General features: G+C 56.2%; 13 protein-coding genes, 1 pseudogene and 2 CRISPR repeat arrays. Of the genes and pseudogenes, 13 read left to right on the top strand and 1 reads right to left on the bottom strand.

All coding sequences use genetic code 11. The features are described 5' to 3' along the window. Window positions 1-34: 34 nt before the first annotated feature. The 5 genes from HGI30_RS20295 to HGI30_RS20275 all read left to right on the top strand — a co-directional run bounded on the left by HGI30_RS20295 (window position 35) and on the right by HGI30_RS20275 (window position 4,318). Window positions 35-874: an inositol monophosphatase family protein gene (locus HGI30_RS20295; protein ID WP_168909172.1), complete on the top strand. Its 840-nt coding sequence runs from the start codon at window positions 35-37 to the stop codon at window positions 872-874. 183 nt (window positions 875-1,057) lie between these two features. Further along, a complete protein-coding gene (locus tag HGI30_RS20290) occupies window positions 1,058-1,294 on the top strand; it encodes a hypothetical protein (RefSeq protein WP_101807714.1) in 237 nt (78 codons plus the stop codon). Between the two features lie 5 nt (window positions 1,295-1,299). After that, the gene (locus HGI30_RS20285; protein ID WP_168909171.1) at window positions 1,300-2,001 is read left to right on the top strand and encodes a sulfite oxidase-like oxidoreductase; all 702 of its coding nucleotides are present in this window, start codon (window positions 1,300-1,302) and stop codon (window positions 1,999-2,001) included. 177 nt (window positions 2,002-2,178) lie between these two features. Beyond that, window positions 2,179-2,631: a MarR family winged helix-turn-helix transcriptional regulator gene (locus tag HGI30_RS20280; protein WP_168909170.1), complete on the top strand. Its 453-nt coding sequence runs from the start codon at window positions 2,179-2,181 to the stop codon at window positions 2,629-2,631. 64 nt (window positions 2,632-2,695) lie between these two features. Then, the gene (locus tag HGI30_RS20275; protein WP_168909169.1) at window positions 2,696-4,318 is read left to right on the top strand and encodes a DHA2 family efflux MFS transporter permease subunit; all 1,623 of its coding nucleotides are present in this window, start codon (window positions 2,696-2,698) and stop codon (window positions 4,316-4,318) included. A 169-nt stretch (window positions 4,319-4,487) separates the two neighbouring features. Here HGI30_RS20275 and HGI30_RS20270 read toward each other — a convergent pair whose 3' ends face one another. After that, window positions 4,488-5,255, bottom strand: coding sequence for an alpha/beta hydrolase (locus HGI30_RS20270; protein ID WP_168909168.1), 768 nt, complete (start codon window positions 5,253-5,255; stop codon window positions 4,488-4,490). 110 nt (window positions 5,256-5,365) lie between these two features. Between HGI30_RS20270 and HGI30_RS20265 the strand changes: the two genes are divergently transcribed. The 8 genes and pseudogenes from HGI30_RS20265 (at window position 5,366) to cas2 (ending at window position 15,576) form a co-directional block, all read left to right on the top strand. Continuing rightward, the gene (locus tag HGI30_RS20265) at window positions 5,366-6,193 is read left to right on the top strand and encodes a (2Fe-2S)-binding protein (RefSeq protein WP_168909167.1); all 828 of its coding nucleotides are present in this window, start codon (window positions 5,366-5,368) and stop codon (window positions 6,191-6,193) included. 95 nt (window positions 6,194-6,288) lie between these two features. After that, on the top strand, window positions 6,289-7,281 hold the full coding sequence (locus HGI30_RS20260) for a helveticin J family class III bacteriocin (RefSeq protein WP_168909166.1): 993 nt from the start codon (window positions 6,289-6,291) through the stop codon (window positions 7,279-7,281). Window positions 7,282-8,341: 1,060 nt separating this feature from the next. Continuing rightward, window positions 8,342-10,633, top strand: coding sequence for a CRISPR-associated helicase Cas3' (gene cas3, locus HGI30_RS20255; protein WP_168909165.1), 2,292 nt, complete (start codon window positions 8,342-8,344; stop codon window positions 10,631-10,633). 14 nt (window positions 10,634-10,647) lie between these two features. Beyond that, window positions 10,648-11,295, top strand: coding sequence for a type I-C CRISPR-associated protein Cas5c (cas5c, locus tag HGI30_RS20250; RefSeq protein ID WP_168909164.1), 648 nt, complete (start codon window positions 10,648-10,650; stop codon window positions 11,293-11,295). After that, window positions 11,292-13,169, top strand: a complete 1,878-nt coding sequence (cas8c, locus tag HGI30_RS20245; protein ID WP_168909163.1) for a type I-C CRISPR-associated protein Cas8c/Csd1 — start codon at window positions 11,292-11,294, stop codon at window positions 13,167-13,169. Before cas5c ends, cas8c begins: the two co-directional genes overlap by 4 nt. A gap of 67 nt (window positions 13,170-13,236) precedes the next feature. Beyond that, entirely contained in the window at window positions 13,237-14,115 is an 879-nt protein-coding gene (gene cas7c, locus HGI30_RS20240; protein WP_168909162.1) for a type I-C CRISPR-associated protein Cas7/Csd2, read from the top strand. A 363-nt stretch (window positions 14,116-14,478) separates the two neighbouring features. Next, window positions 14,479-15,270, top strand: a pseudogene (gene cas1, locus HGI30_RS20235) (CRISPR-associated endonuclease Cas1); the annotation flags it as partial. Window positions 15,271-15,285: 15 nt separating this feature from the next. Next, window positions 15,286-15,576 (top strand): CRISPR-associated endonuclease Cas2, encoded by a 291-nt coding sequence (cas2, locus tag HGI30_RS20230; RefSeq protein WP_168910010.1) that lies wholly within the window; start codon window positions 15,286-15,288, stop codon window positions 15,574-15,576. 183 nt (window positions 15,577-15,759) lie between these two features. Beyond that, a CRISPR array of direct repeats spans window positions 15,760-16,590; the repeat unit is 32 nt; unit sequence GTCGCTCCCCCTGTGGGGGCGTGGATTGAAAC. 98 nt (window positions 16,591-16,688) lie between these two features. Next, window positions 16,689-17,254: a CRISPR direct-repeat array (repeat unit 32 nt; unit sequence GTCGCTCCCCCTGTGGGGGCGTGGATTGAAAC). Between the last annotated feature and the right edge of the window lie 51 nt (window positions 17,255-17,305).

Below are 17,305 nucleotides of genomic sequence, written 5' to 3'. Positions count from 1 at the left end.
TTACATTTAGAGAGAAGGAAACGGGGGGAGAGGCATGAACGAACCGATCGTAGGCAGCAAGAGCTTCGCGGCGGTGGCGATCAACTGCGCGTCCAAGGCGGGGGAATGGATCCAGTCCAAGCTCGGCGCCTACCAGATGCTCAAGGAGAAGCAGTCTCCGCATGATCTCGTCACCGAGGTGGACAAGGGCGCGGAGAAGCTGATCCGCAGCCTCGTCATGATGAACTTCCCGGAGCACTCGTTCCTCGGCGAGGAAGGCGTGGAGCCGGGACCGGCCGCCTCGGCGCGGGCGCTGGAGGACGTGCAGGAGGCCGAGTACCTGTGGATCGTCGATCCGGTCGACGGGACGACCAACTTCGTGCACGGCTTTCCGTTCTTCACGGTGTCGATCGCGCTGGCGCGGCGCGGGGAAGTGATCCTCGGGGTCGTGTACGATCCTTCGGCGGACGAGCTGTTCATCGCGGAAAAAGGCAAAGGGGCTTACGTCCACGGCAAGCGCATGAGCGTGTCGGGCGAGGAGACGCTGCGGACGAGCCTGCTGGCGACCGGCTTCCCGGCGGAGCATCGTCAGGCGCTGCCGCGCAACCTGGCGCAGCTGCAGCGGATCGCGCCGCAAGTCCGCAACATCCGCTCGGGCGGCTCCGCCGCCCTGCATCTGGCCTACGTGGCGGCCGGCAGGCTGAGCGGCTTCTGGGAGGTCGGCCTCAGCAGCTGGGACATCGCCGCGGGCGCGCTGCTCGTGCAGGAAGCGGGGGGCCGCATCGGCGATCAGGACGGCACGCCGTACCATCTGGGCGTGCGCGACGTGCTCGCGACGAACGGCCGCATCCACGAGGAGCTGCAGGCGGAGCTGGCTTTGCTTGCCTCGGAATGACGAGGACCGCCGGAGAAGCGGGGAGACGGGCAGCAAGCGGAAGCGGACCGCTATCCGGATCCGGGGATGACGGAAGCCGCAGGGGCGGTTCGGCTATAGCCGTTTTGCGCATGGCGCTTCGGGGCAAAATAAGCTAAACTAGGCGATAGGAATCATCAATCGGACAAGCATGGAGGGATACACATGACCGAACGCAACGAAGCGGCCGAAGTCCAAGCGGACGGAGCGGCGGCGGAAGCCGAAGAGGCGCAGCCGAAGAAGATGTCGCTGGCCGAGGCGGCCAAGCTGAAGCTGCAGCAGAAGAAGCAGTCCCAAGCCGTCGGCAAGCAAGGCCAGGGCGGCGCCCAGGGCGGAGCGAAGGAGCTGCGCAGCCAGCTGAACAAGAAGCCGAACAACCAGCGCCGCCGGATGGGCGTCTAAAGCGGATGAACCAGCCTTACGAGAGCGACAAGGCGGAGCGCCTGAGGCGCAATGCGGCGGCGCTGCTCCAGAAGATCAAGCCGGACGCCAAGTACGGCGACCGCGTGCCGCCCGGCCAGACGGTGACCGATCGGTTCCCGATCCTTCACGAAGGGGCGGTTCCGGTCTATGACATGTCGACCTGGGACTTGCGCGTGACCGGAGCGGTCCGGGAGGAGCGGCGCTTCTCGTTCGCCGAGCTCGAGGCGCTGCCGCGCGTGAGCGTCATGCGCGACATCCACTGCGTCACCCGCTGGTCCAAGATGGACACGGTATGGGAGGGAATCCTGTTCCGCGACTTTCTCCAGCAGCTCGGCATCGAGCCGATGCCGGAGGCGAAGCATGTGATGGTGTACGGCGACTACGACTACGAGACGAACGTGCCGCTCGCCGACCTGATGGGCGACGACATCCTGCTCGCCTTCCGCTTCGGCGGAGAGCCGCTGACGGACAAGCATGGCGGTCCGCTGCGCCTGGTCGTGCCGCATCTGTACTTCTGGAAGAGCGCCAAGTGGCTGCGCGGCTTCGAGTTCATGGCCGAGGACCGGCCCGGCTTCTGGGAGCGCAACGGCTTCCACAACGAGGCCGACCCGTTCCGCGAGCAGCGCTACTCCGAAGAAGGCTTCGAGCTGCCCGAGGACGAATGGGTGCACAAGGACTACGATTGAAGAAAACGGACTCATCGTCCGCCCGGAATTCGCGGCTTGCGCCTGGCGTGAGCCTTTCAATCGACGGCTGCGGCCGCCTCGCTTTCGCGAGGCGGTTTTTTTATTTCTAAACTATTTGACATGGATATAGTTAAAGGAGTATAAATATATTATTGCTTTAACAAAGGGGGCGTGAGAGTGGAAGCGGAGGTCAGTCGATTTCATGCGGCCGTGCAGGCCTTTATCCAGTCGATCGAGCTGTCCCTGCCGGAGCTGCTCAAGGAATGCGGGCTGACGCGGACGCAGCTGTTCGCGCTCTATATGGTCAAGGTCAAGGGGCCGTGCAAGCTGGCGCTGATCGCCGACAAGATGGAGGTCAAGCCGAGCGCCGTCACCGTCATGATGGACCGGCTGGAGGCGGGCGGATGGGTCAAGCGAAAACCGGACACCGTAGATCGGAGGGCCGTTTTCGTCGAGATCACCGAGGAGGGCCTGCGGACGCTGGACGGATTCATGAAGCTGCGGGAGCAGATGATCGGAAGGCGGCTCGCCAGGCTGACGGACGAGGAGCGGCTTCTGTTGACCGGGCTCATGGAGAAGCTGGCGGGGGAGGACGCGCCCGCGGAACAAGAAGAAGCGGCAGAGGCTTGAGGCCAGCCGAACGCAACAAGAGGGCATCAGACAAAGAACAGAAACGAGGAGAACGAGAGCCATCATGGAACATTTAACGCACAAACGAAAGCTGTCGATCATGATCGCCGTCATGGCGGCCATGTTCTTCGCGGCCATCAACCAGACGATCACGAGCACGGCGATGCCGCGCATCATCGCGATTCTCGACGGCATGGAGTACTACACCTGGACGATCAACATCTACCTGCTGACCTCGACGATCGCCACCATCCTGGTCGGCAAGCTGTCCGACATGTTCGGGCGCAAGCCGTTCATCCTGGCGGGCATCCTGCTGTTCATCATCGGCGCGTTCCTGACGGGCACGTCGACGGACGTTTATCAGTTCATCATTTACCGCGGCATCCAGGGCATCGGAGCGGGCATCATCCAGTCGACCGCGTTCATGGCGGTCGGCGACTTGTTCCCGCCGCGCGAGCGCTCCAAGTGGATGGGCCTCATGACCGCCGTCTTCGGCTTCTCGAGCGTGCTCGGCCCGACGCTCGGCGGCTACCTCGTCGACCATCTCGACTGGCACTGGCTGTTCTGGATCTTCCTGCCGCTCGGCATCGTCGCGTTCGCGATGATCTGGATTCTCTTCCCGAAAATCGAGCGCGTCAAAGGGGAGAAGATCGACATTCTCGGCTCGCTATTCCTTACGACGACGATCGTGCCGCTGCTGCTCGGGTTCTCCCTGGCCGGTCCGAATCATGCTTGGGGCTCGCCGGAGATTCTCGGCTTGTTCGCCGCCGCGCTTGTGTCCGGCATCATCTTCGTGCTGGTCGAGCGCTCCGCCAAGAGCCCGATCCTGCCGCTGCATCTGTTCAAGAACGGCATCGTCACCGTCTCGAACCTGATCGGCTTCCTGATGAACTTCGGCATGATGGGCGCGCTCATCTACCTGACATTCTTCGTGCAGGGCGTGCTCGGCATCTCCGCGACGTACTCCGGCTACGTCACCATGCCGATGTCGATCTTCATGGTCATCACCAGCGCGCTCATCGGACAGCGCATCTCCAAGAGCGGCAAGTACAAGCGCTACGCCTTGATCGGCGTGCCGATCATGATTCTCGGCATGGGCATCATGGTGCTCATGAACAGCGTCGGCATGGCCGTGCTGAGCATGGCGATCTTCGGCATCGGCATCGGCATGGGCATGCCGGTGTTCTCGCTGGCGACCCAGAACGCGGTCTCCCACTCGGAGCTCGGGGTCGCCACGGCGTCCTCGCAGCTGTTCCGGAACCTGGGCGGCACGATCGGCATCGCCGTCATGGGCACGGTCATGTCCAACACGCTGACCAAGAACCTCAAGGATACGCTGACCTCGCCGGACATGCCTGACCTGAGCCAGCTCGATCCGACGGTCGCGCAGCAGCTGACCGGGTTCGCCAACCCGAACCTGCTCATGAACAAGCCGCTCATCGACGAGACGGCCGCCTCTCTGCCGGAGCAGGCGCGGACGCTGTTCCTGCAGCTGATCGAGCAGTTCCGCGGCGCGCTCGGCGATACGCTGGCGCTCGTGTTCCTCGTCGGCACGCTCGTGCTCTGCGTCTCGCTCGTGCTCGTGTTCTTCCTGCGGGAGATTCCACTCCGCACGTCGAACGAAACCGCTCCGGCACCGGCCGAGGGCGAAGGCCCGGCGAAGGGCCAGCTGCAAAGCGAGAGCTAATTCGCTCATTGAACATTTGGAATGTGGAAAGAGCCTTCCCGGTCCGGTCCGGGGAGGCTTTTTTTTGTGGCTGAAGGAAGGGCTATCATTCATGGAACTGCCTCTCCGTCAGAGGACGCCGAATGCCATGCCGCCCTTGGCGGAACCGCTCGCAGCTGCGGACACCGGCTCAGTCGCGGCCCGCCTCGACAAGCTTGCGGGCGATCAGGCCGGGATGCGTCTTCACCGTCGACATGTGGTCGCCCTCGGCCTTGATGAGGCGGAAGACGCCGAGGCGGCCGGACATATGCGGATGCCAGCCGTAGCCTTCGCCCTGAGGGAGGACGCCGTCGCTTGTCAGATACAGGTAGCTGCGCGGAATCGTCAGGCCGTAGAAGCGTTTCAAGTCGAGCTTCTCGAACAGCGGTCCCGCCGGCTCGGGAAGGACTTGCCGGTGCAGGTAGCGCGCGAGCGGACCGTCGGCCAGGTTGGCGAACGTCTCCCGGTACAGCTCGTAGGGCATCGGAATCGTCTGCCCCCCGGAAGCCTGCGCCAGCTGCTGGAACTGCTGCACGACGGGCGGGGGCAGCTGGTCGGCGACGGACTGGCCGTCGAGCAGGACAAAACCGTCCATGAACACGATCCGGCCGATGCGCTCCGGAATTCGCTGAGCGACCGTCTGGATGACGGAGCCGCCGAAGCTGTGCCCGACGAGCACGATGCCGCGCAGGTCCCGGCGGGCGATGTCGTCCGCGACCGCCTCGGTGATCTCGGCGTGCGTGACGTCCGTGCGCGGGTCGCCGCCGTGGCCCGGATACTCCGGGGCGAACGCTTCGTGGCCGAGCCGGTTCAGCTCCGCGGCCGTTTCTTTCCAGTACCCCGCGTCCGCCCAAGAGCCGTGCACGAGTACGAACGTCAGCTGCTTGGCGCCTGCTGCGCCGCTGTAGACATGGGTCATGTTCAGGTTCTCCTTTCCGTGGATGGAGTTATGGAGAGAATATGTGGAATCCGCGCCGGCGATACCCGCTGCCAGGCCGTTGTGGTAAGCTTTAGGCAGGAAGGCATTATGTGGACGAGGTGATCGGCGTGGCGCAAGAGGCGGCAAGCTTTGATTTCGGCATCATCAAAATGTTCTATCATATCTCCCCGGAGGGAGCGGACGAGCCGCTGTTCGAAATGGACGCGGACCGGTTTTTCGACGCGGAGACGCTCGGTAAGGCGTTGGACCTGGGCGGATCGACCGTGCAGGCGACGAGCCGCGCGCTGCCGGCATCGTTCGTCGGGACGACGCTCGGCAAGCTGTTGCTGACGCAGGTGTATCTATACGGGATGTACGGGTCGGTGATCGACCTGTCTCCGGAGCGGCTGACGTTCCAGATCGAGGCGCATGACGACCATGCGCATCTCGGTTTCCGCATCAAGGAGCTGCTCGCGGAGACGGTCCCGACGGAGGGGGCGGCGCGGCAGCTGGCGGAAGCATGGACGGCGCATGTGCGGGCGTTCCTGCGGCCGGCGGTCGAGGCGGCAGCCGAGGCGGCGGCGATGAAGCCGGCGGCGATCTGGCAGCAGTACGGCGCGATGGCGGAGTACATGAAGGAATACGCCGCCACGCTGGCGCTGCCGGAGCCGGTGCAGGAGCGGCTGTCGTTCGCCTTCCGCGTGCTGGCGGAGGACATTCCGGCGGAGGCGTTCGGGACGCGGCGCAACCCGTATCAGCACAATCCGCGCTACTGCGACAATCCGTACCCGACCGGCGGCGACAAGCTCATGATGCAGTCGTCCTGCTGCCTGTACGACCAGCGCGAAGGCGGCGTGAAATGCTACACCTGCCCGATGCTGACGCCGGAGCAGCGCGCGGAGCGGCGCGAGCAGGTGCTCGCGGAGCAGGCGGGGTAGACGGGAGAAAGGCGAGGCTGGCCCGGAAGGGAGGTGGGCAGAGAGCATCGGCATTTGCAATCGGACTCATTCAATTATTGAAGGAGGAATTGGAAATGTGGAATGAACCTGCCGGCCGCCGAAAAAGACGGCCGCTGAAATGGCTCGGCTCGATCGCGCTCGCGGCGACGCTGTTCTCCCTGTCGGCGATGCCGGCCTTCGCGGCCGCTCCGGCCAAGACGGTGAACGCCTCGGCGACGCTCGCCTACAACCTCAAGGGATTGACTCACAACGTCGCGGTGCAGAAGGCGTATATCGCGGACAAGTACCTGTACGTCACGCAGCGCTCCGGCGGCGACGTCTATCTGTCCCGGCTGCTCATGAGCGGCAGCAACGCCACCTATGTGGACGAGATGAAGATTACCAACTCCGGGCATGGCCAGACGCTGGATATGTATACGTACAACGGGGAAAATTACTTCTACGTCAGCTCCAAATCCGATCCGAGCACCTCGTACTACTGGTCGCTGCAGGTCGCTCGGCTTCAATACGTGCCCGGTACGACCGTCGACTACACGGACCTGCATCGCTTCACGTACTTGAACTATGCCAACAAGACCGGCTCCCGTCTCGGCGACACGTACCGTGTCGACGGGGGCGGCAACAGCACGCACACGTTCTTCCGCGTGCAGACGGCCGAGGGCGGCGTCACATGGGCGATCTACGACACGGTCAAGCTCAACCAGCTGCTCGACGCGAGCGAGCAGGTGCAGCTCGACAGCTCGGCGGCGGTCAGCGCTTGCGTGAGCAGCTTCACACAGACAGGCGACGGCATCGTCCGCCCGAACGGGTCGTTCCAGGGCGCGGACATGCTCGGCAGCACGCAGCTGTACACGTCCGGCGGAGCCGAGGGCGAGACGCCGCAGATCGCGTACATGACCAGCTCCGGCTCGTACCGGACGCTGGCCAAGATCACCAACGTCGGCACCCACGAGATCGAGGGCGTGCAGACGAAAAACGGCAACGTCTACTTCGTCATCGTTACTGATCCGGTGAACAAAAAGGACACGCAAAAGGTTTATTACGTGCCAGATAGCTTGTTTGATTGAATGGTTCAGTGAAGCCAGCCCCGGTGAGCGGGGTTGGCTTTTTTTAATGAAAAAAAATGTTATTCAGCGAGTTGGGGAGAGAGCCCTTTTCGTAGGGGAGGAAGAAGGGCAGAAAGCCCTGATGCTGCGTTTCAATCTGGCCACAGCCAATGCACCGAGACGCGGCGAGCAGTTTCAATCCAGCTCCCCATGCGGGGAGCGACTTTCCTTGTTCAATGCTTCCGTTCATTTCTTGCACGTTTCAATCCACGCTCCCCCGTGCGGGGAGCGACCGAAAAAATAACGTTTTCATATCCATGTGATTTAGAACAACAACTCTATCATCACAGGCATGAATGTTCCTTTGACAAAAAAACATCTTAATTTTGACTAGAATCGACAGATTTCGAGCGATTCTTGGCATTCGCACTTGCTCTTGATCTATCTATGATAAGCAAATTTTAAGAGGTACTCCAGCCAATTCTTAGACACTCACACTGAGTGTAGAAAACAATTGGAATTGGTAAAAAAATAAAAAAGAAGGAGGATTATGTATGAATTTGGCGAATCAAATTCAATGAGAATTAGGCTTTAAGCACCGGGCATAAAGTCCTTGTTGGAGGGGCGGGAAATGAAGGCTCTCATCAGTGTCGATTCATCGAAGTACATCGCGCATATCCGAAAGTCAGTCGGGTGTCGGGAGAGCGTGCATGAGCATCTGATGAATGTCATGCGACACGCTGAATAGTACGGCGGAAAAACCGGTATGAAGCACCTTGCTGGCTTATCCAGATTGCTGCATGACATGGGCAAGGTATACCGTTAAATTCAAACCTATCTTCGGATCCGTTGTCCCAAAACGTGGCGGAGTGGAATGCCCATTGCATTGTTTCGCATCATGGTGGACGGAAGGGTTATTTGAGTCCCGATGGATACTGCCCTTTTCTGGAGCGGGTGTCGACCCCAGTAGAAAAAATTGCCGGAGTACGATCGCGCCGTCGAGGAGTTTTAGCCTCGTTAGAATAAGAAGCTTAATGGCCTTGACACTTAAAAAGTGATCTTCTACACGGGAGGGTGCAAGGTGATATTTTATGCGCACAGCAGAGATGACGGATGTTTTCAATTATTAAAGGATCATCTTGAGGCGGTTGGCCAGCTGTGCAAAAAAAATGCGGATGCCTTTGGCGCTGGGGAATTGGCTTATCTGGCCGGACTGCTTCACGATATAGGGAAATTCTCGGAGCAATTTCAGCAACGGGTGCGAGGGCGTAATGTGCGTGTAGATCATTCCACCGCCGGAGCGCAGTGGATTATGGACAAGCCTTCTTATCACCAGCATATCGGTAAAATCGGAGCTGCCAAGTATATGGCGCAGTTGGTCGCCATGGCGGTGGCTGGTCATCATGGGGGGCTTCAAAATTTCGGCACGCAGGATGAGGAAAGCTCGTTCAAAAAGCGAATGTCCAAGAGAAGCGACGAGGTTCCGCCTTGGCTGTCGGCATGGGAAGAAATGACCATTCCGGCGGCTAAAATTCCATTTCCCCCTTCGCTATACAAGGAGCTGCTAACTGAGAAGAAAGCGCTGCTTGCCTGGAAATATAGCTTTTTGGGCCGCATGCTCTACTCCTGTCTGGTCGATGCGGATTCAGTTGATACGCGCAATTTTACAAGCGAAGCGGATCGCCTTCTAGTGGAACAACAAAAGCAGCCGTCGATGGTGGAATTGTTGCAGCGTTTAAACCAGCACCTGCTCCCTTTTGAGAAGAAGGAGCCTACCGGCATTAATATTCAGCGGAGGCTAATTCAGCAAGCATGTAGACGTCGAGCCAGACAGGAGAATCGACAATTGTTTGCCTTGTCGGTTCCGACAGGTGGGGGCAAAACGCTTTCCTCCATGGCTTTTGCTCTGGAACATGCGGTGGAGCACCAACTACGGCGCATTATTTATGTCATCCCATTTACGAGCATTATCGAGCAAAGCGCCGATGTGTTCCGCAAAGCAATTGGAGACGACGCGATATTGGAGCATCATAGCAACTTTAATTTGGAGGAATACGAGGAGAATACCGATCCCCAAAAGGCAAGGTTGCTTAAGCTCAGTGCGGAAAACTGGGACGCGCCGGTTGTTGTAACGACGTCAGTTCAATTTTTTGAATCGTTGTTTTCAAATAAACGCAGCCAATGCCGCAAGCTTCACCAGATTGCCGGATCGGTCATTGTTATTGATGAGGCGCAAAGCTTGCCAAGGGGTTATATGATGCCTTGTCTGCATGCTCTGCAAGAGCTGGTCGATCATTATAATTGCTCGGTTGTGCTTTGCACGGCCACACAGCCTTCATGGGACAAGTTGGGCTTCCCGGCGTTGGAAATTATGGACGAGCCATCCCCGCAAGATTTGATGGTTTCCTTTGAACGAGTCAAGATGACTCCTTACGGCTCGGTCGATGAAGCGGTATCGGATGAGACGGTGGTCGAATGGATGCTGGGAGCGCAGCAAGTATTATGTATTGTAAACACTCGAAAACATGCCAAGTTGCTGTTTGAGCGATTCAAGATGCATGCGTCCGAAGTAGACGGTCTATACCATCTGAGCGGACGTATGCATCCGGCCCATCGCCAAGCCGTCATAAAAAAAATCCGTGAGCGGCTCGCTGATTCCCGCGGTCTGCCTTGTCGTGTCGTTTCAACGCAATTAATTGAAGCAGGGGTAGACATTGATTTCCCGCTCGTGCTGCGAGCTATGGCTGGCTTGGACTCGATTGCGCAGGCGGCTGGTCGCTGTAATCGGGAGGGTAAGTCTGAGTTGGGTGATTTGCGTGTTTTTTATCCCGAACGACATGGCATGCCGTCAAAAGGATGGATGAAAGAAACGGCGGTGGAAGCGCAGCATGTGCTTCGCTATGAGAACAATGGGCTGTCGCTATCGGCCATTAAAAACTATTTTAATCGCATCCACGGTCTCTGTGACCATACGATGCGAAAAAAAACAGATGATCGCGGAATTATGGAGTTATTAAAATTAAAAAATACAAACTTTGAGATTCCTTATAAAGAAATTGCAAATCGATTCGAGTTTATTGACGGTCAAATGGAAAGTATAATTATCCCCTTTGAATTTAACAAAAAAAAATCAACGAGAGCAAAGAGAATGCTTGAGGAACTTCAACATAGCCAAAATCCGGCAAGTGTCTTACGTAAATTGCAAGCGTATTCCGTGCAGGTGTATCGACATGAGTTGCAGGCGATGCTACATGCCGATTTGCTGAAGTTCCAAGGAGGCGTGTACTACTTGATAGATTCATCCTGTTATGATTCGAAAATGGGTCTTGTGCAGCCGGGTAATTACATTGAGAATGGCATACCAATCTTTTAGAAGGAGCTGCTCGAATGGGTTATGGAATTAACCTCAAAGTTTGGGGCGATTACGCTTGCTTTACAAGGCCTGAAATGAAAGTAGAGAGGGTCAGCTATGATGTAATGACCCCATCAGCGGCCAGAGGCATTTTGGAAGCAGTCCATTGGAAACCTGCCATTCGGTGGGTGGTAGATCGGATTCATGTGCTGGAGCCGATTCGGTTCGAGAATATTCGGCGCAATGAGGTGGAATCAAAAGCATCGGCTAAAAAAACGGCGATTTATGCATCAGAGGAACGGCAACAGCGAGCTTCAATGGTGCTCAAAAATGTGGCTTATATCATTGAAGCCCATTTTGAGATGACGGATCGCCAGGGAATTGAAGACAGCCCGGAGAAGCACTACAACATTTTTTTACGTCGGGCGCGGCAGGGACAATGCTTCCATCGCCCTTATTTTGGCACGCGGGAGTTTCCAGTGAGCTTTGAACTTTTGGAGGAGGAGTTGGCGGATGCGGTCTGTCCGCATCCGGGCACGATCGATCTAGGCTACATGCTTTACGACCAGGACTTTCAGCTTAACGACAAAGGAGAGGTAAAGACTGTCACCCCTTATTTCTTCCGGGCGCAAATGGTGGATGGCGTTATCCAGGTACCAAGCCGGCAGGAGGTGTTCCGATGATTTTGCAGGCGCTGTATGCTTATTACTTCAAGTTGCTGGAGCAGGACGGGGAAGACTTGCCGAAGGACGGATATTCAGCAGCGGCGGTATCGTTTGAAATTCATCTGGATGCGGATGGGCAGGTCTTAGATATTACCTCCGATACGAACACAAAGGGCAAAACACTCAAGCACAGCTACAATGTGCCGGAGCAGGGCAAACGAACTGTAAATATTCATCCCTATTTTCTGTGCGACAAAGGAGAGTATTTGTTCGGCGCTGCACTAAAAATGAGGCCTGGTTGCCGGGAAGCAATGCAGACGCTGTGGCGAGAGGTACTAAGCTATGCGGACGCCGGCAATGCGGAGCGGTCGCCGGAGCTTGCGGCTTTGTTACGGTTTGTCGAGTGGACGGAAGAGGAGCTTTCCGCGCAGATCCATGCGCGAATACCTGAAGAAACGCGCGCCGAGCTGACCGGCGGCGGCCTAAGCGTGTTAAAGTATGCGCCCACCGGCCGTTTCCTGCATGATGACCCGACAGTACAAGCCGCTTGGGAGCGGTATTCGCGCCGAAATAAGAGCGATGCGGGAGATGATAGCCTGCTGCAAATTTGTCTGGTGTCAGGAAAACAGGTTTCAGTAAATGAACTTGCCCGGCTGCATCCAAATATTAAAAATGTAATCGGCGCTCAATCGTCTGGCGCGGCCATCGTATCGTTTAATAAAGAATCGTTTCTTTCATATGGAAAAGAGCAGTCGTATAATGCTCCTACTTCAAAAAAAGCGGCGGACGCCTATGGCTATGTACTAAACAAGTTGCTTTCTGATCCAAAACATCACGTGCGTATGAACGACATGACGGTTGTGTTTTGGGCCGATTCCAAACTTGATCACGCACAGATGCTTTTAGCTCGGATGTTTCAGGAGGAAGCCAATAACGAAGAAGACAGCGACGGACATCCGCCCGATCCCGAAAGCATCCGCAAAAGGGTGGATAGCGCGGTCTCCAGAGTACGTTCCGGACAGGAGTTTCACGACACATTCTCCGATTTAGATCCGGAGACGACCTACTACGTATTGGGCGTGTCTCCCAATGCAGCCCGTTTGTCCGTTCGCTTTTTTTATCGGGGGACGCTTGGCGAGATCGGAGAGAAAGTGTGGCAACATTACAAGGATTTGTCCATTGTCGGATTGGAGCGAACGCCGACGATGAGGAGACTGCTGCGTGAGCTGGCAGTAGGTCACGACTTTAAAAACATTCCGCCCAATATGGAGGGTCAGCTATTCCGTACGATTATGCAAGGGCTGCCATATTCAAAAGCAATTTTTGCTCAATTAATGAACCGGGTCCGGGCGGATGTGGACGAGCCGCGAAAAGGATTATATAAAATCGGCACCATCAGGGCGGCAATGATTAAAGCCTATTTGCTTCGCGCGTATCGAAACAACGGCTTGAATACGAAGGAGGAGGATTTGACCGTGGCGGAAAATGTACACTCGACCAACATAGCTTACAATTTGGGCAGACTTTTTGCTTGTCTGGAAAAAACGCAGACGGATGCACTAGGTAAGGGGATAAATTCAACCATTCGCGATCGTTTCTGGGGAGCTGCTTCTGCTTCCCCAGCCACCGTATTCCCAAGGTTAATGAATTTGGCTCAGCACCATATTTCCAAGGACGAACAGCGGGGGATTAGCAACAACAAAAAAATTCGTGAAGTAGTGGATTTGTTGCCGGAACGTTTTCCATCCCGCTTGACGCTAGAGGAGCAAGGCATGTTCGCAATTGGTTACTATCATAAACAGACGAGCCTCTATAGCATCGCAAAAGGCACCGATAAACTTGGTGAAAACGGCGGAGCGCCTGGGGATGAAGCCCTCGAGACGGCGGAGTAGTTTTTATGCTGGCATGAGTTGGACCTCTGTAACAAACAAAATAAAAGCTTGAAAGGATATGATACAGATGAAAAAAACACCACTTACTAAACGTTATGAATTTGTGCTGTTGTTTGATGTGGAAAATGGAAATCCGAACGGCGATCCGGATGCCGGCAACCTCCCGCGCATTGATCCGGAAACCGGCTGCGGGCTCGTGACTGATGTTGCGCTTAAACGGAAGGTGCGCAACTATGTGGAGCTGGCGCAGGAGGATGCCGACTCCTATGCAATCTATGTCAAAGAAGCCGTAGTTCTGAACAATTTAAACAAAGAAGCGTTTCTCCATCATCCGGAGATGGAGCTAAAAGAAAGCAAGCCTGAAAAGATGGCGGCAAAAAAACGGGAGGATCAGCAAACGCTCGCTCGTTGGATGTGTGATAAATATTACGATATTCGGACGTTTGGCGCGGTAATGACGACGGGAATCAACTGCGGTCAAGTGCGCGGACCGGTGCAGTTCAGCTTTGCCAAAAGCATTGATCCGATTGCTCCGATGGATGTGACGATTACCCGCATGGCTGTCACCAATGAAAAAGATGCCGAGAAGGAGCGGACGATGGGCCGAAAAAGCATCGTGCCGTACGGCCTGTACCGCATGGATGGATTTATATCTGCGCCGCTGGCCAATCAAACGAACTTCGGCGAGGAAGACCTGGAGTTGTTATGGACGGCGCTGGTTAATATGTTTGACCACGACCGTTCTGCTTCCAGAGGCAAAATGGCAGCTCAAAAGCTGATCGTATTCGAGCACGAAAGTCGTCTTGGAAACGCACCGGCGCAAAAACTGTTCCAGCTAGTTTCAGTGGAGAGAAAGCCAGATGTGAGTCTTGCGCGAGCATTTGACCATTATGAACTGACTATTTTGCCGGCTCCGGCGGGCGTACGTATTTTGGAAAAGTTGTAGTTCGCGATGGCGTAACCGTTCAGAAAGAGCATGTAAAAAAATGTTTAATATCCTAAACTTATATTTATCGAATTCTTCGGGACCATAGATAGGAATCACTATAGAGAGTCATTCAGGTTGTGACTTTCAGAATAGCGAAGGTGGGTGAGAACTTTGACTAATGTCAGAAAACAGCTCACCCGCCCGTCTTCTTATGTAAAGTCGCTTATCAGATGCTGGACGCGTTTAACGAAGGTGACTTAGCGGTTCTCACTGCCCCTCTTTACAATCTAGTAAGAAGTTTAAGTCTGCATCTCGTTGAATCAATTGGTGGTTCTGGGCCGCTCCTCGTGCAGGAGAGTGTTTACGGACGTTTTCTAGCCCGTGGGGGAAGCGAGAGGCAATGTCGTGCTCCGTAAAGAGCAATATCGCATTTCGGATGAGGAGCAGCGAAGCGCGCTTATGGCGAGAAACATGATTGTCGGCAAGCTGTACAACTCGAAGTGGGTGCTGGAAAGGGCGGTTCGCGAACATTCGCTGCGCGTGGACGGAGCGGCGCTGAAGCGGGTGAGCGCTTCTATGACAGAGTTGATCCGTCTTGTGCGTCAAGTCGAGGATCTTGATGTGCTGCGCGGGCTGGAAGGCTCGGGTGCTGCTCAGTATAGCGGCGTTTTCAATGAACTGATCCTGCAACAAAAAGAGGCGTTTTTCTTCCAAGGTCGCAGCAAGCGTCCGCCCCTCGACAATGTCAACGCGCTGCTGTCTTTTGCCTATTCCTTGCTTGCCAGTGAGATGAGGGCGGCACTAGAGGCGGCGGGTCTTGATCCGTATGCGGGCTTCATGCATCGAGATCGGTCTGGAAGGGCTTCTCTGGCGCTTGATCTGATGGAGGAGCTGCGGTCGGTCTATGCCGATCGGTTCGTCTTGACTCTCATCAACAAAAAAATGGTCACCGCAGCTGGGTTTACCCGAAAAGAAAATGGAGCCGTCCTCATGGATGACGACACCCGCCGGACTGTAATCAAGCATTGGCAAGAGCGGAAGCAGGAGAAGATCATCCATCCCTACTTGAATGAGTCGATCTCGTGGGGACTGGTGCCGCACGCTCAAGCGATGCTGCTGGCACGGACTATTCGCGGCGATCTGGAGCAATATCCGCCTTTGTTTTGGAAGTAGGAAGGAGGGCGACGGCTGCTTGTTCTGATTACGTATGACGTGAGTACGACGACAGGAGAGGGACGAAGGAGGCTGTCCAAGGTGGCAAAGACGTGCCAGGATTACGGACAGCGGGTCCAGAACTCCGTGTTTGAGTGCATCGTAGATGCCGCGCAGTTCCGCCGTCTGAGGTTTGCCTTGGAGGAGCTGATTGATCCGGCGACGGACAGCTTGCGGTTTTATAACTTGGGTGACAAGTATAAGAGCAAGGTGGAGCATGTCGGTGCGAAAGCCTCGTATAACATGGATGGACCGCTGATTTTATAGGGTTGAAAGGTGGTGCGAATGGGAAGCTCCCATGAAATCCCCGGGGGATCCGCACCTCAGAATTTGTTGAAAGATGACGAAAAATCTATGAATTAATGAGTGTCAATTGTTTTTCTATGCTTCATAGGTATGATTAAAAGAAGCGTTTATATTAAAATAGGTATGAAAACGCTATTTTTTGTGGTCGCTCCCCCTGTGGGGGCGTGGATTGAAACGGCGTGATCTCGACCCGCGCGGGCGATCACTGGCGAGTCGCTCCCCCTGTGGGGGCGTGGATTGAAACGCCCTGGTGAAGCTTGTGTCGGAGCGGCCCCTGATGTCGCTCCCCCTGTGGGGGCGTGGATTGAAACTGCTGCGCCATCGCCTGTTGTAACGCCTGCTGCAGTCGCTCCGCCTGTGGGGGCGTGGATTGAAACCTCCAGGACATGGAGGCAATCATCATCGATGACATGTCGCTCCCCCTGTGGGGGCGTGGATTGAAACGCCAACCAAAGCTCCGAAAAACTGGCTGCGACCTGCGTCGCTCCCCCTGTGGGGGCGTGGATTGAAACTCCTCGTACCCCTTGACCATCGCACTGAGCGATTCGTCGCTCCCCCTGTGGGGGCGTGGATTGAAACTTGGCGGGATGTTGGTCATCAGCTTTTCGTAAATGTCGCTCCCCCTGTGGGGGCGTGGATTGAAACCGGGGCGTGGTTGGAAGTTGTCCAGCGTCGCCCCTGTCGCTCCCCCTGTGGGGGCGTGGATTGAAACTGAAAGTCCGTTAGGTAGTGAACGGCCTCGGACGTCGCTCCCCCTGTGGGGGCGTGGATTGAAACCAGATTGAGACGGTTGATGATGGCCGCGCTCGGGTCGCTCCCCCTGTGGGGGCGTGGATTGAAACACCGAGGGTCGCATCTTCCACAGCACCAGCATGACGTCGCTCCCCCTGTGGGAGCGTGGATTGAAACTCACGCCGCCATCTGAAAGCGTCTTACGCGTCGTGTCGCTCCCCCTGTGGGGGCGTGGATTGAAACCGCCATGTTTGCGCAGCTCTACCAAAAAGACATCCGTCGCTCCCCCTGAGGGCGTGGATTGAAACTTTGCTCTGCCATATGAGATGCAAGTACAATGTGGTCGCTCCCCCTGTGGGGGCGTGGATTGAAACTTGATGTACTCGCGCGCATGGTGCATGATCGCTCGCGTCGCTCCCCCTGTGGGGGCGTGGATTGAAACAACGAACAGGACCTCGATTTTGGCGCCGTCAGTGGTCGCTCCCCCTGTGGGGGCGTGGATTGAAACGGTTGTCCATTTGGGGGATGCTGCTGGAACTCATTGTCGCTCCCCCTGTGGGGGCGTGGATTGAAACAATTTCGCGGGAAACAGATTAATTTTTCCTGTTGGTCGCTCCCCCTGTGGGGGCGTGGATTGAAACTCTGGACTGATCTGGCCTAAGATAACATCATGAAGTCGCTCCCCCTGTGGGGGCGTGGATTGAAACATGCCATTTCACGCACCGATCAAGCATCTCTATGACGTCGCTCCCCCTGTGGGGGCGTGGATTGAAACCACGGCCTCCAGGTCGAGCGCGATGCTAGCCTCCGTCGCTCCCCCTGTAGGGGCGTGGATTGAAACATCAATGCGACGCTCCGGCAGATCATCGACGATTGTCGCTCCCCCTGTAGGGGCGTGGATTGAAACAAAAACCATCATGCCAAGCGGTTCAAGGTGCTGACCATCGCTCCCCTGTGG

The sequence above is a fragment of the Paenibacillus albicereus genome (assembly GCF_012676905.1).
Taxonomy (GTDB): domain Bacteria; phylum Bacillota; class Bacilli; order Paenibacillales; family Paenibacillaceae; genus Paenibacillus_O; species Paenibacillus_O albicereus.
Note: the sequence above shows the minus strand (reverse complement) of the source record. Positions and strands in the feature narration are given on the sequence as shown.